This window comes from Lactobacillus xujianguonis (assembly GCF_004009905.1).
Taxonomy (GTDB): Bacteria; Bacillota; Bacilli; order Lactobacillales; family Lactobacillaceae; genus Lactobacillus; species Lactobacillus xujianguonis.
This window is the reverse complement of record NZ_ML136878.1, coordinates 23,694-43,984: the sequence shown is the minus strand read 5'-3', so window position 1 is coordinate 43,984 and position 20,291 is coordinate 23,694. Positions and strand designations below refer to the sequence as shown.

The window sequence follows — 20,291 nt, the reverse complement described above, 5'->3', positions numbered from 1 at the left end:
AGAAGTAGGAGATTCGGGTAAATGGACTTTTCAAAACTAAGAACTTTTGTCAACGTAGTGGAATCAGGAAGTTTTCAAAAAGCAGCAGCTAAGGAATATATTTCCCAAAGAGCTGTTTCTCAAAATATGTTTAAGTTGGAAAATGAATTAGGCTTTTCTTTATTTATTCGAGGAAAAAATAGAATCAATGTTACCAAGCAAGGAGAAGAGTTTTATCTTAAGGTTAAGGATATGCTTCATAGTTTCGATGTTGAAGTGAATTCACTAAAGTATCAGCAAAAAGAAAAATACACTGAAGTCAAAGTGGGATACTTTTCCCCATTTGAAGGTAGTTTGTTAAAGCAACAACTTTTTGCATTTTATCAGAAGGAAGAACGGCATCATTTTGTAGTTTCAGAGCAGAGTATTGAAAATCTGATTTCCAACGTTTCTTTAGGATTGCTTGATTTTGCCTATATTCTAGATTATGGTTCACAGAATTTTTTAGCTAACAATTTGACTAATATGACCATGTTTGAAAGTGAAATGATTATGGGCGTGTCGCGTTTGAATCCGATCAGTAAATTAGATAAATTTCCCAATGAAGAGCTAGAGAAAAAGCCAATTCTGTATTTTAGTTTGGAAAATTCTAATTATATTAAGCGGTGCTTTTTAAAAACGTTGCCGCAAGATTTACAAGATCTACGTGTTTCACGAGTTTCTAGTATTGAACAAATGCAGATGATCGTTGCACTAGATGATGCTTTTGCTTATTATCCAAAAGATTTAATTGATTTAACTTGGAAGAATGAGAATCAGATTCACTTTATGCCACTTGCGACTAAAAATGAAAATCAAAATTACAGCATCCAAGCTATTTATCAAAAAGATTCCGCAAAGAAAAGAAGAATTGAGAAGTTATTACAAACTTTGAAAGACTAAATTAAAATTAAAAAGCAGTTACTCTCAGAAGAAGAGTAGCTGCTTATTTTTATAAGAAAATATAATGTAAAATCATCAAAATCCATAAGTGGACAGGGTAGATGATGTAGAAGAAGTATTTGGTGATCCAGCTTTTCTTACCGCGTTGTCCATTGTAAAGCAAAATCAACGGTATAACGTTGATCACATCCATTCACTATCAAAAGTTAGACTAGAATAAAGTGAAACCCCGGGATTATTGGCGTTCATCACTGCTTTAATGAAGAGCAAGAGACACCAGATGAAAATTCCAATTGATTCAATTGCAGGCTTGTGATAGGCGAAGTAAAAGATTAATAGAACTGGCAGTAGGTAAAGCCTACCTTCAAACATCAAACTAATGACCATTAAGACAAGTGCTAGTAGAAGATAATACCAGCGTTTTTTATTTTCTCTGAATAATTCCAAGGCCCACATGATACCTAAGTAAATTGCTAAGGTGACCAAGATATTATTGCCTTCAAGTAAAGAATAAATCGTCATCTTATGAGTGAGCGGATCGACATTATGAAAGGCAAAGTTGATGATGATTTCACCAATCCAAGTAATCGCTGCTGCTTCAATGATTCGAATTAAGTGGCGCTTGCGACTAGAAGTATGGAAAAATCCTTCAACTAGCATAAAAACAAATAGAGGCGCCACAAAGCGAGCAATTAAACTGCACCAGGCTGGCAAGACATCAAGGAGCAGATAGCTGTAGATGTGGTCAAAAATCATGAAGACAACCGCAATTAATTTTAGCTGATTGCCGTCAAGACTAAAATTTCGTGATTTCATTCAAAAAATTCCCTTCTGTTTAATCATCTTTATGATTATAGCGGATCAGATAGACTAGGCAAGCTACTTTAAAGAAAATTAGAAAAGTTAAATATAGAGGTTGTATAGATAAATTATATACAATATCTATAATTTTATAGAAGGCGAAGCTATTTATGGTTCGTTTAATCAAGAATTATAGATAAACTATATAAATTGTATAGATGATCTATATGGTTTTATAGAAGAATAAAGTCTTCGAAATTTTTAGTCTAAAATTGTATAGAAATTATGTATATGAAATATAGAGCTTGTATATAACATTTTAAATTTTACTCAAACTTTACTTTAGTGTGTGAATACTTTGGGGTATTTAAGCTGGCAAAAAGATTCAAAAAAATAAGTAAAAAATGCAATTTGTTTTTGCAATTTTTTATACCCAATTTTGTGCAAATGAGAAATTCAAAAATGCTTTAGTAACCCCGTTGTAACAATGTTTTGATTCCACCTTTTTTGCAATTTTTTAATGCCCTACTCCTATACCTTTTAGCACCCCAATTTTGCGCATCGAGATGATTAAACATCTTCCTAATAATCAATTACCAAAATTAAACAGGATTTTTTAGCTATTTCTGAATGAAAAACAGCCTAAAACCCTTTCAGGAGTAGTCATCGAGACGATTTTCTGCTATATTTAGGAAAACAAGATACATAACAGAGGAAAATACGTATGAAAAGAATAACTAAGCTCATCACTTTTTGTACGATGCTAATTAGTTTCCTGATAATTAGTAATCAACCAGTCAAAGCTGATGGGCCAGATTACGATATTACGTCGGTTCATGTCAAAGCCAAGGTGCAGTCTAATGGTTCTTTGCAGATGGAACGACGAATTAGTTATAGCTTCAATGGTAAGGCTCATGGTGTATTTTATAGTCAAGATTTGGAAGATTATCAGACACTTGAACAACCTAAAGTTGCAATCATTAGTAAGGGCAAGACTCAACAGATTAAAAAAAGCAAGAGTAATGCCAACAACACTTATGAGTTAGAACATTATAGTGGTGGAGATTATGATTTCAGAATCTACCACCGCATTAAAGATGGCAGCAAACTGACGGTTGTTTACCGCTATCTTAACTAATGCGATCAAAAATTGGGCTGATACTGCCGAGCTTAATTTTAAAATTATCGGATACGGTTGGGATGTCCCCTTGCACAATGTTAAAGCTGAGGTAATATTTGCTAAACCTGTTAAAGGTCTGAAGGCATGGGCTCACGGTGACTTAAATAGTTATATTGATGTGTTGCCACGCCAAGGAAAAATCGTTCTGACTGACAAAAAGATGGCAGACCACCAGGATATCGAAGTTCACGCACTGTTTCCAACAAGTGTCACCGAGTTAAATGAATCATCTGATTATCGGCGCCAAGATGTTCTTGATGAAGAAAAGCAGTTGGCCGACGAAGCTAACCGTACACGTCATATTGCGGAATTTAAGTCCTTTTTCGCTTGGGGAATTAGTGCCTTTTTCTCAATTTGGGGAATTTATGCTCTCATCAGAAAGAAAAAGAAAGGTGCCTTTCCCAAGAAAGAGTCTGAACTAAAGCGTAATTATGAAATTCCAGCAGTTGATCCAGTCATGGCCTTAGTTTTAGATAAGGGTCGAGAATTTGCCTTTCCTACCAATGATAAGAAATTTCCCGCTTTTACGGCTTATCTAATGTATTTGGCGGGCAAGCATAAATTAAAAATCGAGCCCTTTGAGCAAGGTAAACTCCATAAAACGACCTATTATTGGATTACTTTGCTTGATAGTTCATTATTGAATCGCCAGCAATTGCTAGGATATCTCTTCAGAAGAATTGGTGATGGGAAGAGTTTTACTACCTATGATCTGAAGCATAATAGTGAAGCAAGGCACTTATATGATATCTATCTCAGGTGGCTAGATGCTGGAGAAACCAGAGCTGAGCGCGAAGGCTACTTTGATAAAAAATGCTTGATGATAAATTCTTTTTTCAGATCTTTGATGGCTTTGCCGTGATGATTAGTATCGGAGCGGCTCTCTTTAGTCTTGCCTTTGCCAAATTACCAATTGGCTTCTTAATTGGAGCTTTAGCCTTAGCTCTACTAAATCTAATTCTAATGATTTATATTTCTAAAAAACGGATTTCCATATACACCCAAAAGGGTGCGGAGATGACTAACCAAGTGCGCGGTTTTAAGAAAATGCTGGCGGATGTTGGTCATTTTAGAATGAGAAATGTTGGCGATATCATCCTGTGGGAAGATATTATGCCTTATGCGGTTGCCTTTGGTTTAGCTAAAAAAGTCTTGAAGCAATTAAAGGTAGAATTCGGTCAAGAAGTGTTATACAGCGCTGGCTTTGACTTTGCAGCAACCTATTACAGTCCTGGCAAGGTGGCTTTGCTCAAAACTTCTCGTCATGCTTTGGGGCTGGAGAAGCAGCGATCGATGTCTCTAGTGGTTCCAATTCCAGTTCAAAGTCAGGGGATTCAGGTGGCTTTTCTGGCGGAGATTCCGGAGGTGGTGCCTTTAAAAAAATATTTTACAAAAGTATTCGCAAACGATATGCATTCGATATATAATATTAATAAGCTCAAAAAGGAGGGATTCATATGGCTGAAAAAACATCTGGCCTTTATGTCCGCATGAGTCCAGAAAAGAAGGAAAAAGCAGAAGAGATTCTGAAGAAGCTTGGTCTTAACTCTGCAACTGCAATTAATATGTTTTATGACCAAATTATCTTACACAATGGCATTCCCTTCAGAGTGGAAATACCAAATGCCTGGGATAATCTTGATCAGATGAACAAGTATGAGTTTACTGAATATATTAATCAGAAACTCAATCGCTTAAACTCAGATGAAGATATCTCTTTAGGCAGATTAGTTAGTGAAGCTGAAAAAGCTAAAGATTCAAAGAAAGAGGAGTAATGCTCCTTGGAGGAAATATGATGGGTATTATTTTCGCTATTCTAGTTGTTTTAATTTTAGTTTATGTTGTATGTGGTTTCCGCATTGTCCCACAAAACAATGAAGGTCTGGTAGAAACTTTGGGTAAGTACTCCAAAACAGTTAAAGCTGGTTTTGTGTTTATCTGGCCACTTTTCCAAAGAATTCGCAAAGTTCCTTTGGCCTTGCAACCACTTGAAATTTCTAAATATTCAATTATTACCAAAGATAACGCCGAAATTACTACTAGTTTAACTTTAAACTACCTAGTAACTGATTCATACAGATACTTCTACAACAACACTGACTCAGTTGAATCAATGGTGCAATTAATCCGTGGTCACTTGCGTGACATTATTGGACGGATGGATTTAAATGCTGCTCTTGGTTCCACTAAAGAAATCAATGATCAATTGTTTACGGCAACTGGTGATTTAACCGATATCTATGGTATCCGTGTTGTCCGGGTTAACGTTGATGAATTGCTTCCAAGTCCTGAAATTCAAAAGGCCATGGACAAGCAATTAACTGCTGACCGTGAAAAGACAGCTGCCATCGCTAAGGCTGAAGGTGAAGCACGGACAATTGAAATGACTACTAAAGCTAAGAACGATGCTTTAGTGGCTACTGCTAAAGCCCAAGCTGAAGCGGTTAAGACGCAAGCTGATGCTGATGCCTACAGAGTTAATAAGTTGCAAGAAGCTTTGTCTAACGCTGGTGAAGGTTACTTCAGAAACCAAAGTTTAGACAGCTTTAACCAATTAGCTCAAGGTCCAAACAACTTAATTGTTGTCGGTAAGGATGAAATGACCGATTTAGGTAAGGTTCCAGTCATCAAAAAAGTTTGGGATCAAAGCGGCGACAATGCTGAATAAAAGATAACGAAAAAAGATATTAATTATTATATTTATAATCATTAATATCTTTTTATTTTGCGTAAAATTGTTTATTTAATAAACTTCAAAAGAAAGTCAATAATGGTACAACTTGCAGCCGCGATGGAAATGGCTGTAGTTATCATCCAGACTTTTTGCTTTTCGAATTAGGTGTTGACCTGTTCGAATTTAGAATTTATCTGTTCGAACTTAACGTCAATATCATCAAAGCGCTTGTCGATATGGCATAGCATTTTTTCGTTGTTAAGTTCTTGGTTAGTATTATTCGTCATATTTTTTACCTCTATCTTTATTATGCCTTGGAGATATTTGAATATCTACATGACTAAAAAATATTTTATTTCTAGCTAAAAAAGAGCAAAGAACTTCAAGAGAAAAATCTTTGCTCTTTTTTTTATTAAAACTAACTAACTTAATCGTTGTGCTTTCTGTAACCTGAAAGGCCAAAGAGAGCAAGAGCTGCAGCAAGACTTAAACCAATGATACCAAGGTTAGAGTTGGATTTCTTTTCACCAGTTTCTGGCAATACTGTTTGACCAGAGTGAACTGGGACTTGATGATCATTGTGGTTTTCATGCGTTGCAAATGGAGTGTAGGAATTAGAGTGATGGTTAGAAGTTTTATTAGTCTTCTTGGTTTTATTATTTTTGCCATTCTTATTAACCAAATTAGAGTGAGGAGTTACATAAGAATCAGGAATATCTGATTTTGGTTGAGAGCTTTGCTTATCCCTGCCTGTTGGAATGACCGGTTTATCAGGAAGTGGTTCAACTGGAATTGATGGTTGAACTACTGGATTAGTAGGAGTTGGTGGATTGGTTGGAGTGCCAGGGTTATTTGAAGGTGAGGTAGTTTGAGGTGTAAGGAACCACGATCTCAAGTTGAGCGACACCTTTTTCTGGCAAATTGTTGATCATATCTTGGGTGAAGTTGATAGCGTTGACTTGATCAGCAGTGATAGTTGCAAAGGATGTGGTTGAACCATTAAGCTTTTGACTAACGTTCTTGGCATCAACGGTGTAGTTGGCAACTTTAGGATTATTGACTGCTGCAAAGGTATTAATTGATGCGTTCCAGTTTGACCATTTAATAAAATCGCCAGTTACTGCATCTTGTTCTTCTGTTCTGGTGAAAGTAATCGTTGAAGTTTGATGAGCTGGAGCAATCTCATGGTTAGTACCTTCTTCAACATAGCGAATTACTTCTTGAATTTGCTTAGTTTGAGTTTGACCGTCTTTAGTGCCGTGGTAAAGGTAAACGTAGTAGTTTTGGTCATCTGGATCTTCGGTGTTATCGAAGGTGAGGTACATACTGTCATATGAATTACCATTTTGATCAGGTTTAAAGTTCTTAGTGGCTAGATCTGCAATAGTTTTATGACTATCTGAACCATTGACTGTAGCATCCCTGTCAAAGACATAGCCAAGATCAGTTAATTGTTAAACAGAAGCTGGGGCGAGATTGATTCTTCTTTCGTTTGGCTTACCAGTGTATTCTGTGATCAATTGTGAATCATCAACATTCGGATTATTTTCATGATTGATTTCGTCACCAGTTTCTTCATCGATGTAGTGAACGTGGATGTTCTCATTAAGTTTATATGGAACGGTGATTGTGAATATAGTAGTTACGCCGTCGCTTTGATAATCAGAAGGATTTATTTCACTGATTTTAACTTCATCATCTTTTTTGTTAATTGAAGGGATGGAAGAGCTGGTTTTAGAAGAATTGTCTACAGATTTAACAACAGTAATTCCTGACCGATCAAGTTTGTATAGTCCAACTTGATTACCATCATAGCTAGGCATGGAATTAGGTAAAGTAATAGTATCGAAGGAAGAACGGTTATTATCGGTAGATTTCCATGATGACCGGGTACTATTATTGTGGACATTAACCTTATCGACGGTTCTGCTTCTGGTATAGGTGATAGTCTTATTAGTTATAGTTCCAGATGGCAAATTGTGTTGAGGAATTGCACCTTTATGTGGTCCGTTGCCATACTGATAATTAATGATTTCTTTAATAGTAGTTTCTTGAGTTTCTGTTGTTGTTTTATGAACAAAATGTAAAACAAAGTTTTGGTCAGTATTTTCGTCTTGATCAAAAGTACCAAAAGAAAGTTCAGAACTATCGGCGGCTCTTACATTACCTTGATCATTCCTATGGATTATAGGATTTGAATCTCCATATTTTGTAGCACCTACAAAAATATATCCTTGAATTTGCAAGCTAGAGATGATGTCTGCTACAGATTCAAATTTTATAGGATGATTGGTGTCAAAATTTGTGGTGTACTGATATTGAGTAGAAAGGTAATCTTTACCTTGGTTTCCCACCGGCTTTTCTTCAGAATCAAGAAATTGGCTAACCTTCTTACCACTAGTAGAAATATAGTTGTTGTTAGTATCATCATGAAAACCTAAGTAGGCATATTGATGATGAACATCAGAACTAGTACCGCTTCCTGTACCATGATTATTCCAATGAATAACTTCTGGTGCTTTTTTAGATCCTTCAGCCCAGAAAGTACTGGTTACATTATATGGGATACCGTTAGAAGTATCAGTGCGTGGTAAAACTATATCTAATTGAATAAAATACGCATATTTTGAATAACTAGAGTCGTTATCGATAGTGAAAAGCTTATCTGTCCCTGGCTGAGAAAATACAATCGAAGTCTTATCTTGAGATGTGTGATCTCGTAAATATTTATCAAAAGGAGTTCTTTTATGAGCGGCAGTTATGATCTCTTGATAGTATGTTTTGCTATTTGGATGGTTAGGGTCAATTTTGTCATCAATCCATGACGGATATCGTTACCATTATCATGAACTAATTCATCAGGTACTTCATAAACTTTGATTGAAGACGGTAAGATGACTTGATTACCTCCAAAAACTGCTTTGAAATAGGTGTCTACTAAATCTTTAATTTTTGGTACTCTATTTCCGTAATTAAAATACATGCCCCATTGAAGGACAGAAATTGTAGTATCATCTGCGGAAAGATTGTTGGCTTGTAGATCTGTGTTTGAGATATTTCTATAACCAACTTCTTTTTTTACAGTAGTTTCACCAAGTTTAAAGCCTTTGAGAATTTCTTCTTTCTTTATATGATCTTGATAAGGAGTGAACTTAGCTGTGAATGCTGACTTAGTTTTGCTTTGATTATTTGGATATGATAATTTAATTTCGATAGGGATGTCGGTATTCAGTTGAATATCTTTGTCACTTCTGACACTAATTGTTGCGGAAAAACTTTCAGGTTGCTTATTAGATTTAAGAAATGTGGCAATATATGTGTTATCGCCAATATTCTGGAAACTCCATTCGCTGTCATTGCTATCGATAGTATCAGAAGTTATTAAATGGTCAGCATTATTTTTAGCTGTGACTTGGAAAGTAATTGGTTAATTAAATCCAATAGGTGCATTATTAATATCGACTTTAATCGTGATGTCTTTCCAACTGATACCTGCTTGCATGTCTTCCGTTGGATTGTTTTTATTATCGACGCTTACTGTTGATTTATAAGTTGTAGTTGATTCTTCCTTATTCTCTTTAAAAAATTGCTTTAAAAGAGAACCAGACTCAGAATTACGCTCTACCTTCAAAGTAGTAGTTTTAGCAACATCTTGTTCAACATTTTCTTGATTATCAGTTTGATTAGCTTTAACTAATTCATTAGTATCTTTTTTATTGGTATGAGCATCTCCGGCAGAAGATTGAACACGATCTTCAGTTGTAACTGAACCATCATTATTTTGTTGATCAGCAGACACACCTTTATTTGAAGAAAGGTAATTTACGCCATGTTCACTTGCTTGATTACCTTGCTTTTGGTCTTGAACTATTTCAGCTTGATCGCCATTCTTAGCAGCATCAGCATGAACTAGTTCGCCGTTACTGATTAAAAAGCTAGTCCCCAAAGCCACTGCAGCTAAGCCAACAGATAACTTTCTGAAACCAAATTTTTGTTTACCATATAGTTTCTCATTGAATAAATTATCATTCTTATGTTTCATATCTCTCGCCTTAATTTCAATTACTCATCACTTAATTTAATAACAGTTCTCATATATCATAGTATCTGCAATTGAGTTAAAGTAATTTTAAATTCTGTTATTTTTGTTTATACAAGCCTATAAATATCTATACATCAAGCTGAAAAATGAAAAACAAGCCTGTAATGTTTGGAATAACATACGTGGATATAATTAATATTATTGAATAATAGAATAACACTTATCGATATTAGCTTTTAATTATATACAAGTGCCCAAATAATAAAATTCAGCACAAACAGAATGAATATAAAGCACTTGTATAGCTTTAAATTGATAGTAATAAACGAAAGATTTACTAATCTTTACTAAAAAATCCTTTTTACCATCATATGTAAGCGCTATAATAGCGGCATGAGGGAAATAGAAAGGAAATGTATGCAAGCAGATATTAAATGGCTGGATGACCCAGAAACTTTTCGGGTTAATCAATTGCCGGCTCATAGTGATCATTGCTTTTATCGCAATTATCGTGAATGGCAAGATAAACGTAGTAGTTTGAAACAAAGCTTGAATGGTCAGTGGAAATTTAAATTTACCAAAAATCCCATGGAAAGGCCAACCGGCTTTTATCACACGAACTTTGATACCAATGATTTCACTCAAATTGAAGTGCCAAGTGAAATCGAGATGACAGGTTTTGCCCAAAACAATTACATCAACGATCGCTATCCTTGGGAAGGAAAGATCTATCGCCGTCCTGCTTATGCCCTTCGTCCAGATGACAAGCAAGAAGGTTCTTTTAGTCAGGGAAAAGATAATACGGTTGGTTGCTACCTTAAGCATTTTGATTTAGATGAAAAAATGCACGGCTTACCAATTCATCTTTATTTTGAGGGAGTAGAGCGGGCCATGTACGTGTGGCTGAACGGCCACTTTGTTGGCTATGCCGAAGATAGTTTTACACCATCAGAATTTGATCTGACGCCTTTTATTAAGGACAAAGATAATCTGTTAGCCGTCGAAGTATTCAAACACAGCACTGCTTCTTGGTTAGAAGATCAAGATATGTTCCGCTTCTCTGGAATTTTCCGTAATGTTAGCCTGCTAGCATTACCAGAAACACATTTGGAAGACTTGGCGCTGAAGCCACTGGTCAACGATGATTTTAAGTCCGGCATTTTTAATGCTACGCTGAAATTGACTGGTAAGTTGGCAGGTAAAGTTCGTGTCAAAGTTCAAGATGAAGAAGGCAAGAGTCTGCTTGATTGTGAGTATCCTCTAGCTAAAAAGTTAGAACTTAAGGATGAAGAGTTTAAGCAAATTCATCTGTGGGATAATCATGATCCTTATCTATATCAATTATTAATTGAAATCCATGACGAAAGCGGTCAGTTAATCGAATTAATTCCTTATCAATTTGGCTTTAGAAGAATTGAAATTGATGAAAACAAGGTAGTCCGTTTGAATGGTCAGCGCTTGATCATTAACGGTGTAAACCGCCACGAATGGGATGCCAAGCGTGGTCGAGCTATCACCATGGATGATATGAAGCAGGATATTCAAATTTTCCAAGCAAATCATATTAATGCGGTGCGGACTTGTCACTATTCAGATCAAATTCCTTGGTACGGAATGTGTGACCAAGCTGGTATCTATATGATGGCTGAAAACAACTTGGAAACGCATGGTACTTGGGCTAATGCCGATTACAACGTGCCTGGTTCGCATCAAGAATGGCTCGCAGCGGTCATTGATCGAGCTCGCACAAATTACGAAACTTTCAAAAATCACACGGCGATTTTATTCTGGTCACTTGGAAATGAATCCTATGCTGGTGAAGATATTGCTCAAATGAATGAGTTTTATAAGAAACATGATGATACCCGTTTGACGCACTATGAAGGTGTTTGCCATGTGCTAGAATTACGCGATCGCATTTCAGATCTTGAAAGTCGGATGTACATGCCACCAAAAGATGTTGAAGAATATCTTAAGCATGATCCAGCTAAGCCATTTGTCGAATGTGAGTATATGCACGATATGGGTAATTCCGACGGTGGCATGGGTTCATACATTGAGCTCATTGATAAGTACCCACAATACTTAGGTGGCTTTATTTGGGATTACATTGATCAGGCCATTTTAGTTAAGGATAAAATTACTGGTCAAGAAGTCATGCGCTATGGTGGCGACTTTGATGATCGGTTAGCTGACAATGAATTTTCCGGTGATGGTTTATTATTTGCAGATCGTAAGCCAAAGCCAGCAATGCAGGAAGTGAGGTACTACTATGGCTTACACAAATAAGATGCAAGTAGTTTACGGAACAGAATCATTAGGTGTACATGGCAGTGATTTTAGCTATATTTTTAGTTATAAGTTTGGTGGCTTGATTTCTTTGAAGAAAAAGGGCAAAGAATGGCTTTACCGGATGCCAACGCCAACTTTTTGGCGGGCCACTACTGATAATGACCGTGGAAATGGGTTTAACTTGAAGGCTGCAACTTGGCTGGGTGCTGACATGTTCACCAAGTGTAAAGAGATTCAAGTCACGGTCGATGATCATCACTTTACAGAATTACCGAGTGGGCCAGCTAGTGACAAGTTTAGTAATGAAGAAACAGCTGAAAAAGTTAAGCTGGCTTTTACTTATCAAGTATTAGCCACTCCGAAAACTGAAGCGAAGATCGTTTATGAAGTGGCAACTTCAGGTACCATTAAGGTGATTGGACATTATGTAGGTCATGCTGATTTACCAGAATTACCTGTCTTCGGAATTAGAATGATTATGCCAACCTTGGCTACTGGTTTTGATTACCAAGGCCTATCAGGTGAAACTTATCCTGATCGAATGGCAGGGGCTGAAAAAGGTGAATTTCATGTAGTAGGTTTGCCAGTAACCAGGTATTTGGTACCTCAAGAAAACGGCATGCATATGGCGACAGAGAAATTAACAATTACGCGGGATGATACGCAAAACAATGCCGATCATGACCGGACCCCATTTTCATTAACCGTTGAACAAGATCAGAAGCCATTTAACTTTAGTTGTTTGCCATATACGGCGGAGGAGTTAGAGAATGCGACTCATATTGAAGAATTGCCACCAGCTCGGCGGACAGTTTTGGTAGTTGCTGGCGCTGTGCGTGGTGTTGGCGGAATTGATAGCTGGGGTAGTGATGTTGAAGACCAATATCATATTGCTAGTGATCAAGATTTAGAATTTTCGTTTCTTATTAAGTAAGAGGGTAATACAAAAAGGGATGCATTTGCATCCCTTTTTAAGTGGGCTTGGAAATTTCCAAGCTCTTTTCTTATGATTGAATTTATTTACTTGCTTCTTGTTTGTTTTGCTTAAAAGTAACAATTGCGGTTGCAATAATTAATAAAACTGCTCCCCAAATAATCTTAGGTGTGATTGAAATTGGGAAGAAGAAGTAAGAATAAACAATAACGACTAATGGTCCTAACGCACGTACGATATTAGCTTTACCAGCAGTAATATATTTTAAACTAATGTAGAAAAGTAAGAGTGATAAGAAGCCATTAAAGAAGGCCCCACCAAAGTTAAAGGCAACACCTTCGAATGGAATCTTACTGTAGGTTCCGGAGATAAAGAAACCTGAAACTAACAAAAGCACAGCAGAAACAACGTGGTTGAAGAGAAGGACATCGGATGGATTATTATCTTTAACCAAGTATTTGGCAATCACATTGTTTGCGGCATACATGAATGGGTAAATAAAAGCACAAACGATTGCGATTGCTGAGTCAAACTCGGCTCGTCCTGAAGAAACTAACATTGATCCCGCAATACAGGCAATAATTGCAACGTAATCCCAACCAGAAATCTTTTCACCTAAGAATAAGAATCCTAAGAGGAAAACATAAACTAGATAAATCCGTGCAATTAAGGTGACTGTTACAGGACTAAGTATTGATAACGCAATGTATTGAAGTAAAACTCCCACAGCATTGGTTAATCCTAATAAGATAACCCACTTATTTTTGACAATTTCAACTTTTTTAAATTTAACTAAAACCACAATTAAGGTGAACAAACTGGCAAAAGCTGATGTTAAGACGCCACCTAAAATTGGATTTAAACTGACTAACGAAAACTTATTTAAAACTTTCGCTACACCAGAAAATAAGATTGAAATTAAATTTAGTTCTACTCCCAAATAACGTTTTTTTGTAGTAGATGTATTAATGATGTATAACTCCTTCTGTTACATGCCTCCAATGCCTAAGGCAATTTTGGCATAGCGTGACATTTTATCCATTGACCAAATTGGATACCAGACTAAATTAATCTCGACATCGTTGATACCGTCGACGCTGCGGGCTTTTTGATCAATATCATGATTTAAAACGTCAGAAAGAGGACAACCAGGGGTAGTTAAAGTCATATTAATTTTGCATTTACCTTGGTCGTCAACATCGACATCATAAATTAAACCTAAATTGACAATATCAATTCCTAGTTCTGGATCGATTACATCCTCCAAAGCTGCAATGACGTCATTGGCGATTTTTTTGTTGTCCATTTTTTTCGTCCTTCCTAAGATGATCAATATCCACTTTAAGTCTAGATGGAATCTTAGGAAATAGTATTAGGTAAATCCCTATAAAAATTCACAAAGTGGATAGTCTAGCTCAGGAGTAGTAAAGACTTTAAGCTGGCAGTGATAGAGTTGCTCTAAATTGGCAGTGGTCATGATTTCTGCACAGTTACCAATTAGAAATTGATGGTCAGGATAGAGTAAGCCAACTTGATCATTAAGAAAGAGGGCATGATTAGGAGTATGGGTAGTAATCATAATTGCCATCCCTTGGCTAGCTAAGTCCTTTAACTTTTTCAAAATCAATTGTTGATAACCAAAATCAAGGGCAGCTAACGGTTCATCTAAAATCAATAGTTTTGGTTCTTGAACTAAAGCTTTAGCTAGCGCCACCAATTGCATTTGTCCGCCGCTTAAGGTATTGACAAAGCAATTGCGTAAAGAATAGATATTTAATTTTTTGAGTACTTGTGCAGCCAAAGCTTCATCTTTTTTGGTGGGAATTTGGTAAAACTTCAAGTAAGCAACGCGAGCAGTTGTAATGAAATCCATGACGGTTAAAGAATTAGTGATTTGATATTTTTGTGGCATAAAGGCAATCTTTTTAGTAATTGCTGAATGTTTCAAACTAGTTAAGTCTTGTCCATCTAAGTAGATTGTCTGTTTAGCAAGGGGAAGTTGAGCTACTAAACAAGAGAGTAAAGTAGATTTTCCCACGCCATTGGGTCCGAGAATAGTTAAAATTGAACCGGCATTAATTGAAAGATTAATATTTTTGAGGACGATTTGTTTTTGGTAAGTAAAGCTGAGATTGTTAGTTGTTAAGAGTGCCATTTTTGCCTTCTTTTTTTACTAAGATATAAATAAAAATCGGAGTGCCAATAAAGCCAGTCAAAATTGACAAAGGAATTTCGGCATTAGAAATAGTTCTGGCTAAGGTATCAATAATCAAAAGAAAATAAGCGCCAATAATTCCAGCCATTGGTAAAGAATAGCGTGAATTACTGCCAATTAAACGCCGAGCTAGATGAGGAATGATTAGTCCGATCCAGCCGATCGTCCCTGCTAAACATACAGAACTAGCAGTTAACATTGTGGCACAAATAATAAATAGCAGACGTTCAGTTTTAACATTAATTCCACTAGTTTCCGCACTTTGGTCACCTAAAGATAAAATAGTGAGATGCCAGCGCAGAATTAAAAGAATGAGAAAAGTGAGTAGAAAAACTGGCAGAACAAGAGTGATATTTTTTAAATCAATCTTGGTTAAGCTACCCAATTGCCAATAAACAATACTTTGCAATTGTGAATCAGGATCAGCTAAGTACTTAATTAAGCCAAAAATTGCCTGCATGAAACCAGAAACAACAATGCCTGTTAGTAAGAGAATTAAGCGGGTATTATTTTTTAATAAATAAGGAATCGAAAGTGTCAAACAGACTGCAATTATTCCTCCGATAAAAGCCCATAACTGCATAGTCCATAATGAAAGACCTAAAATAATGGCTAATCCAGCACCCACACCGGCACCGTTAGCAACACCTAATAAATCCGGTGACACTAAATTATTAGCAAAAATATCTTGGAAAACCAAACCAGCCATACTTAACGCCGCTCCGATTACTATGGCACCAAGAATTCTGGGTAAACGGACATTGCAAATTAAGTTGGTGATTAGAGGATTAGTTTGCGGATTAACGATAGCTTGATAGACATCCGTCATTGATAGCTGATAGCGTCCAATTGTCAGAGCTAGTAAGGCAACCGGAATAATCATTACCAAGCTAATGGTTAAAACTAGTATTTTCTTTCTACGTAAATTCAAAAAATCAGTCTTTTCTAAAAGGTTACTATTAAGTATAACATTGAAAAAACATTGCTATTATTAGGGATTTAACTAATTCATTTTCAACTTTTTCTTTGTCATAATTTAAGTGATAAAGAGTATATGAATAGGATTGGTGTTTCGTTGTATTATTTAAAAATTTCAGAAGATCCACTTGATATAAATTTTTTATATCAAAAATTATTAGCACCAGAATACGGCGGCATCTGCATGTTTGCGGGTACTGTTCGGCAGTGGACTGGTGAGATTGAAACTAAAAAGATCGAATATACTGCCTATCAAGAAATGGCAGAAAAAGAATTGAATAAATTGGCTGAGCCGATTGAACAGGCTGGTGGCAGAGTCGTTGTTGCTCATCGGCTAGGGGTTTTAGATGTCTCAGAGACAGCAGTTTTTGTCGGAGTGGCGACGCCGCGTAGAGCAGAAGCTTTTAAAGGATGCCGCTATGTCATTGATACTTTGAAAAAAGAAGTCACAATTTGGAAAAAAGAGTATGACACCGACAAAGTAAGATGGGGTAAATAAGTGATGAAAATTAAAGTTAAACTTTTTGCCTTTTTAGGTGAACATTTAGGTTCAGAGGTTGAGGTTGATTTACCTGAACAAACCAATGAACAGGAAGTTAAGCAAAAGATTATTGCTCTTGATCCACAAGTTAAGCAAAACGTGGAATTAAGTCGCATTGCACTGAATCAAGAGTTTATTACTAAGCCAGAGTTTTCAATTAGTGAAAATAGTGAATTGGCTTTAATTCCGCCTGTTAGTGGTGGATAAAAGAAAAAAAGGGTTTATTAAAAATATTAGGAGGGGAAAATTATGACTGAACAAACACAAGGATATGGTAGTCGTAAAGATGCCTATTTGGCCTTAACTTTATCAACGGTGGCAATGATAGCGTGCTTTATGTCATGGTCTAACTTTGCACCGTTGGCGACACAAGTGGGACAAATGTTTCATTTAAGTGTTGCTAATCGAACTCTATTATTAGCAACACCTGTTTTATTGGGATCAATCATGCGGATTCCAGTGGGAATTCTATCTGATAAGTATGGTGGTAAGAAGGTTTACTTAATTTTAATGGCCTTTATTTTAATTCCATTATTTATGATTCCACATGTTCATTCTTTTGGGATGCTCTTATTTGCGGCTTTATTAGTCGGGATGGCCGGAACCTCATTTGCGGTAGGGGTTTCTTATGCTTCTGTTTGGTTCCCCAAGAAACAGCAAGGGTTAGCTTTAGGAATTGTTTCCATGGGTAACATGGGTAATGCAGTAGCTGCCATGACTTTGCCATATATTTCAAAATCATATGGCTTTGACGCTGTTTATTATTTCTTAATTGGATTAACTGTTGTTTTAGGGATTTTATTTGCTATTTTCTGTAAGGAAATGCCTGTAGATAAAACTAAAACCCTTAAAGGCGCACTTTCGGTTACTAAAGAAAGTTCAACTTGGTATTTGTCATTATTCTACTTTTTAACTTTTGGTTTATTTGTTGCTTTCACCAACTTAACGCCAATGTTTTTAACCGGACTTTTTGGTTATAGTCAAGTGACTGCTGGTTTATATTCAGCTTTATTTGCGGGGCTATGTACTTTAATTCGGCCTATTGGTGGTTATTGGGCTGATAAGAAGCGACCAATGACTTTACTTTTATGGACTTTTAGCGCAATTATTGTCTTTGCAATTGTCATTATGCTCAGCTTTAAGAATGAAGCATTGTTTATTGCTGGAATTGTCTTAGTTGGTCTTGCAGCTGGGATCGGTAACGGAGTTATCTTTAAGATGGTTCCGTTTGTTTCAAGCGGTAATACTGGTGCAGTTACGGGCTTTGTTGGAGCCATGGGTGGTCTAGGTGGTTTCTTCCCACCATTAGTGATTGGTTGGATCAAAGAGTGGACCGGTAGCTATGAATTAGGAATTGCCTTATTAGTACTGACTGCCATTATCTGTTTATTTGCTTTGTGGAAGCACTTCATTCACGATGCAGTTCATATTGTTAAATAAAAGATTATCAAAATAAAGCAAAAAAATAGGATCTTGAAAAGATCCTATTTTTTCATGGACTTTGCTAAATCAGTTAAGGCTGGTTGAGCTTCACTGGGTAGTACCGTGATATCTAACAGTGCTTGACTGATTAATTCTTGTCCCATTTCTTCAGCTTGCTTGATTTCTGCTCGCGTTAAACTAAAGGCTTGTTGGAATTGTTCTTCGCTTGGTTTATGTGTTTGATGGAAGAAATTTTGAAACCAATCAGGATTTTCTTCACGCGCAAATAGTAAAGCCAAAGGAGAATTACCAACAATAATTTGTTTCTTTAAAAATGAGTCAGAGTTAATTTGGTCATTTTCATGACTAATATGATGAGCAACGGCTAAATTTTTGGTAATTTCGCCGATTAAAGAAATTGTTTCTTCTGACTTAGTAATTTTTGCGGCCGCTTCTTTGCCTAAAATATTGGCTAAAAGACCAGTCCGATTTTTTAAATCATTTAAATAATTGGCTACTTTAAAATGGTCATTATAGTTAAATTGTAGGCGCTGAATTTGAGCAATCATTAAGTCACCCGCATCAGTACTTAATTCATCAATTAATCTACTATCAAAACCAGCCTTGTCCAAGCCGTTTAAGTAGCGGTTCATTAGATAATTAGCAGCAAAAGAACCTGCTTTCATCCGGGCTAAATCAGCTGGAGAATTTTGACTAGGATTAAAGAAAGGCGGATTTAAATTAACCGCTAGGGCTAAAAATTCGACAAGACTTGCTGCTTGGACTTGGTCCATCGTGAATTCACTAACTTTAGCACTCGATACTGTTTGGAAAAGTAGTAGGCGAAAATTGCGTTCATCTTGATTTGAATCAAGATCAAGCATTTCACGAATTATCGGTGGAAACTGTCCAATTAGTGTTAAAAAGCCTTCTGATAATTGTTCATTTACCTTCAAGTTCATCATTTTTGATCCTTAAAATTAGTAATTTCAGTGGCTAATTGTTGGGCAACCGGAATAAAAATGTCAGTAAAGTAATGATTAAAGTCAATTTGATTTTTCGGATTAGTTAATTGCTCTTGGGCACGATGAAAGGCATCATTACGCATATTAACGATCCAAGTATCTTTATGATGTCGTAAGTATTTTTGCATTTTCTCATGGTCAGTCGCGTACTTTTGGTAGAAATAATAAAAGATTTCGTAAAAAGTATTATCTAGTACCCAAAATAAAGTCGACCGCCGAACATTGTCATTCATGATGTCTGCAAACAAATTTTTCCCTAGTAATTCATTAGTTGAAAAAGAGGCTGCTGAAAGAACAATTGCTTGTACTTCATGCATATCTGCCATATAGGTCGCAAATTGAGCAATTTCTTTTTCGTCTAAAGCAAAACCTAAAGCTTCTTTTCGCTGATCAGCTGACATTTTAGAAAAATTGGTAAAATATTCTTTTTTCACATCGTGGCTATCCGCAATTAAATCAGCTTCGATTTCAGTTAAAATCTTTTGGTTTTCCTTGAGAAAATCACGAATTGTATGCCAAATTTTAGGGAAAGCCTCGTTGAAGTTACCGAATAGATCTTGGGTGGTCCCAATAATTTTTTTCACGACTTGTCCATGTTCAGTATGTGGTGAAAATTGGACTAACAGAGGAATATCTTCTTTGTTGTAATTAAGACCATATTTAGCCCGTTGTCGATCTTCGTATTCTTTTAAATCATTTAAGTCGACTAAGCCTAGTGGCATCACGTTGATTTCACTGTTAGTAGTCATGATTTGTAAAGAAAATTGGGTATCTCCGTGTTGATTCATGGTTAATGATTTTAAACTATCAAATAATTTGGTATGAGTATTTAGTTCATCTTCTGGATCAGCATAAAAGCCAGAAGTATAAATCGCTGAATTTTGATAACTGCGATTTAAACGATCTTGTGCATCCATTAGTCGGTTCCTTCTTCCAATTCAGTCAATTCTGCTAATTTTAATTGGCCCTTCTTGGTTAAGCTGGCGTTAGTTAAATTCATCATTGCCAAGGTTGAGTTAAAGTCTTCATCAACAATGGCGTCTTTAACGTAATCATGCTCAATGGCAAATTTAGTTGTTTGAAATAAATTTGATTGTGGATTTATTTGCCGACTATTAGTAAATTTTTTGCGGGCAATATCACTTAAAATGCCTTTTAATTCATCATTTAAAGGGAGATTTGTTGCCATTTTTTTGACCTCCAATATTAGTCTTAGCTTGATTATAGCAATTAAATTAGTTTAGAAATATTGGGGTTAACACTAAA

The 20,291-nt window shown here is 36.1% G+C and carries 22 protein-coding genes and 1 pseudogene; 10 read left to right on the top strand and 13 right to left on the bottom strand.

Annotated features, from left to right (window positions below; all coding sequences use genetic code 11):
* Positions 1-21: 21 nt before the first annotated feature.
* Entirely contained in the window at positions 22-921 is a 900-nt protein-coding gene (locus EJK17_RS04645) for a LysR family transcriptional regulator (RefSeq protein ID WP_103662453.1), read from the top strand.
* 49 nt (positions 922-970) lie between these two features.
* Here the strand turns inward: EJK17_RS04645 and EJK17_RS12125 are convergent, their stop codons facing one another.
* The gene (locus tag EJK17_RS12125; protein ID WP_127796244.1) at positions 971-1,114 is read right to left on the bottom strand and encodes a TraX family protein; all 144 of its coding nucleotides are present in this window, start codon (positions 1,112-1,114) and stop codon (positions 971-973) included.
* A complete protein-coding gene (locus EJK17_RS04635; protein ID WP_127796243.1) occupies positions 1,105-1,737 on the bottom strand; it encodes a TraX family protein in 633 nt (210 codons plus the stop codon). Before EJK17_RS04635 ends, EJK17_RS12125 begins: the two co-directional genes overlap by 10 nt.
* 709 nt (positions 1,738-2,446) lie before the next feature.
* Here EJK17_RS04635 and EJK17_RS04630 point away from each other — a divergent pair.
* The 4 genes and pseudogenes from EJK17_RS04630 (at position 2,447) to EJK17_RS04610 (ending at position 5,570) form a co-directional block, all read left to right on the top strand.
* A complete protein-coding gene (locus tag EJK17_RS04630) occupies positions 2,447-2,860 on the top strand; it encodes a DUF2207 domain-containing protein (RefSeq protein WP_103662454.1) in 414 nt (137 codons plus the stop codon).
* A pseudogene (locus tag EJK17_RS12120) lies at positions 2,838-4,396 on the top strand (DUF2207 family protein). The gene EJK17_RS04630 and the pseudogene EJK17_RS12120 overlap by 23 nt, the downstream one beginning before the upstream one ends.
* Positions 4,360-4,677: a type II toxin-antitoxin system RelB/DinJ family antitoxin gene (locus tag EJK17_RS04615; protein ID WP_103662457.1), complete on the top strand. Its 318-nt coding sequence runs from the start codon at positions 4,360-4,362 to the stop codon at positions 4,675-4,677. The pseudogene EJK17_RS12120 and the gene EJK17_RS04615 overlap by 37 nt, the downstream one beginning before the upstream one ends.
* A gap of 17 nt (positions 4,678-4,694) precedes the next feature.
* Positions 4,695-5,570, top strand: a complete 876-nt coding sequence (locus tag EJK17_RS04610) for an SPFH domain-containing protein (RefSeq protein WP_103662473.1) — start codon at positions 4,695-4,697, stop codon at positions 5,568-5,570.
* 433 nt (positions 5,571-6,003) lie between these two features.
* Here EJK17_RS04610 and EJK17_RS04605 read toward each other — a convergent pair whose 3' ends face one another.
* From EJK17_RS04605 to EJK17_RS04590, 4 genes are all read right to left on the bottom strand, one after another.
* Complete coding sequence (locus tag EJK17_RS04605) at positions 6,004-6,471, bottom strand: LPXTG cell wall anchor domain-containing protein (protein ID WP_161494933.1); 468 nt, start codon at positions 6,469-6,471, stop codon at positions 6,004-6,006.
* Positions 6,425-6,901: a mucin-binding protein gene (locus EJK17_RS04600; RefSeq protein ID WP_103662459.1), complete on the bottom strand. Its 477-nt coding sequence runs from the start codon at positions 6,899-6,901 to the stop codon at positions 6,425-6,427. The genes EJK17_RS04605 and EJK17_RS04600 overlap by 47 nt, the downstream gene beginning before the upstream one ends.
* Positions 6,902-7,030: 129 nt before the next feature.
* Positions 7,031-7,822: a mucin-binding protein gene (locus EJK17_RS04595; protein ID WP_127796242.1), complete on the bottom strand. Its 792-nt coding sequence runs from the start codon at positions 7,820-7,822 to the stop codon at positions 7,031-7,033.
* A gap of 1,181 nt (positions 7,823-9,003) precedes the next feature.
* Entirely contained in the window at positions 9,004-9,618 is a 615-nt protein-coding gene (locus EJK17_RS04590) for a YSIRK-type signal peptide-containing protein (protein ID WP_103662462.1), read from the bottom strand.
* 417 nt (positions 9,619-10,035) lie between these two features.
* On the opposite strand from EJK17_RS04590, the gene EJK17_RS04585 reads away from it, so the two are divergent.
* Positions 10,036-11,907 carry a glycoside hydrolase family 2 TIM barrel-domain containing protein gene (locus EJK17_RS04585; RefSeq protein WP_103662463.1) on the top strand — a complete coding sequence of 624 codons (1,872 nt, stop codon included), beginning with the start codon at positions 10,036-10,038 and terminating at the stop codon, positions 11,905-11,907.
* Positions 11,891-12,844, top strand: coding sequence for a beta-galactosidase small subunit (locus tag EJK17_RS04580; RefSeq protein ID WP_103662464.1), 954 nt, complete (start codon positions 11,891-11,893; stop codon positions 12,842-12,844). Before EJK17_RS04585 ends, EJK17_RS04580 begins: the two co-directional genes overlap by 17 nt.
* 82 nt (positions 12,845-12,926) lie before the next feature.
* On the opposite strand, the gene EJK17_RS04575 is transcribed toward EJK17_RS04580, so the two are convergent.
* From EJK17_RS04575 to EJK17_RS04560, 4 genes are all read right to left on the bottom strand, one after another.
* Entirely contained in the window at positions 12,927-13,784 is an 858-nt protein-coding gene (locus EJK17_RS04575; RefSeq protein ID WP_236629383.1) for a DMT family transporter, read from the bottom strand.
* 48 nt (positions 13,785-13,832) lie between these two features.
* Positions 13,833-14,150 carry a metal-sulfur cluster assembly factor gene (locus EJK17_RS04570; RefSeq protein WP_103662466.1) on the bottom strand — a complete coding sequence of 106 codons (318 nt, stop codon included), beginning with the start codon at positions 14,148-14,150 and terminating at the stop codon, positions 13,833-13,835.
* 78 nt (positions 14,151-14,228) lie between these two features.
* Positions 14,229-14,999 (bottom strand): ABC transporter ATP-binding protein, encoded by a 771-nt coding sequence (locus tag EJK17_RS04565; RefSeq protein ID WP_103662467.1) that lies wholly within the window; start codon positions 14,997-14,999, stop codon positions 14,229-14,231.
* Positions 14,980-15,942 (bottom strand): FecCD family ABC transporter permease, encoded by a 963-nt coding sequence (locus tag EJK17_RS04560; RefSeq protein WP_103662474.1) that lies wholly within the window; start codon positions 15,940-15,942, stop codon positions 14,980-14,982. Before EJK17_RS04560 ends, EJK17_RS04565 begins: the two co-directional genes overlap by 20 nt.
* Before the next feature lie 171 nt (positions 15,943-16,113).
* Between EJK17_RS04560 and EJK17_RS04555 the strand changes: the two genes are divergently transcribed.
* The 3 genes from EJK17_RS04555 to EJK17_RS04545 are packed head-to-tail and all read left to right on the top strand — an operon-like array spanning position 16,114 to position 18,018.
* Positions 16,114-16,536, top strand: coding sequence for a molybdenum cofactor biosynthesis protein MoaE (locus EJK17_RS04555; protein WP_103662468.1), 423 nt, complete (start codon positions 16,114-16,116; stop codon positions 16,534-16,536).
* 3 nt (positions 16,537-16,539) lie between these two features.
* Positions 16,540-16,785: a MoaD/ThiS family protein gene (locus EJK17_RS04550; protein ID WP_103662469.1), complete on the top strand. Its 246-nt coding sequence runs from the start codon at positions 16,540-16,542 to the stop codon at positions 16,783-16,785.
* 42 nt (positions 16,786-16,827) lie between these two features.
* Positions 16,828-18,018 carry a nitrate/nitrite transporter gene (locus EJK17_RS04545; protein ID WP_103662470.1) on the top strand — a complete coding sequence of 397 codons (1,191 nt, stop codon included), beginning with the start codon at positions 16,828-16,830 and terminating at the stop codon, positions 18,016-18,018.
* Between the two features lie 44 nt (positions 18,019-18,062).
* Here the strand turns inward: EJK17_RS04545 and EJK17_RS04540 are convergent, their stop codons facing one another.
* From EJK17_RS04540 to EJK17_RS04530, 3 genes are read right to left on the bottom strand one after another with little or no spacing between them, the layout of a single operon-like run.
* Entirely contained in the window at positions 18,063-18,965 is a 903-nt protein-coding gene (locus EJK17_RS04540; protein ID WP_103662471.1) for a polyprenyl synthetase, read from the bottom strand.
* On the bottom strand, positions 18,962-19,942 hold the full coding sequence (locus EJK17_RS04535) for a hypothetical protein (RefSeq protein WP_127796241.1): 981 nt from the start codon (positions 19,940-19,942) through the stop codon (positions 18,962-18,964). Before EJK17_RS04535 ends, EJK17_RS04540 begins: the two co-directional genes overlap by 4 nt.
* On the bottom strand, positions 19,942-20,214 hold the full coding sequence (locus tag EJK17_RS04530; protein WP_103662472.1) for a hypothetical protein: 273 nt from the start codon (positions 20,212-20,214) through the stop codon (positions 19,942-19,944). Before EJK17_RS04530 ends, EJK17_RS04535 begins: the two co-directional genes overlap by 1 nt.
* Positions 20,215-20,291 lie beyond the last annotated feature (77 nt).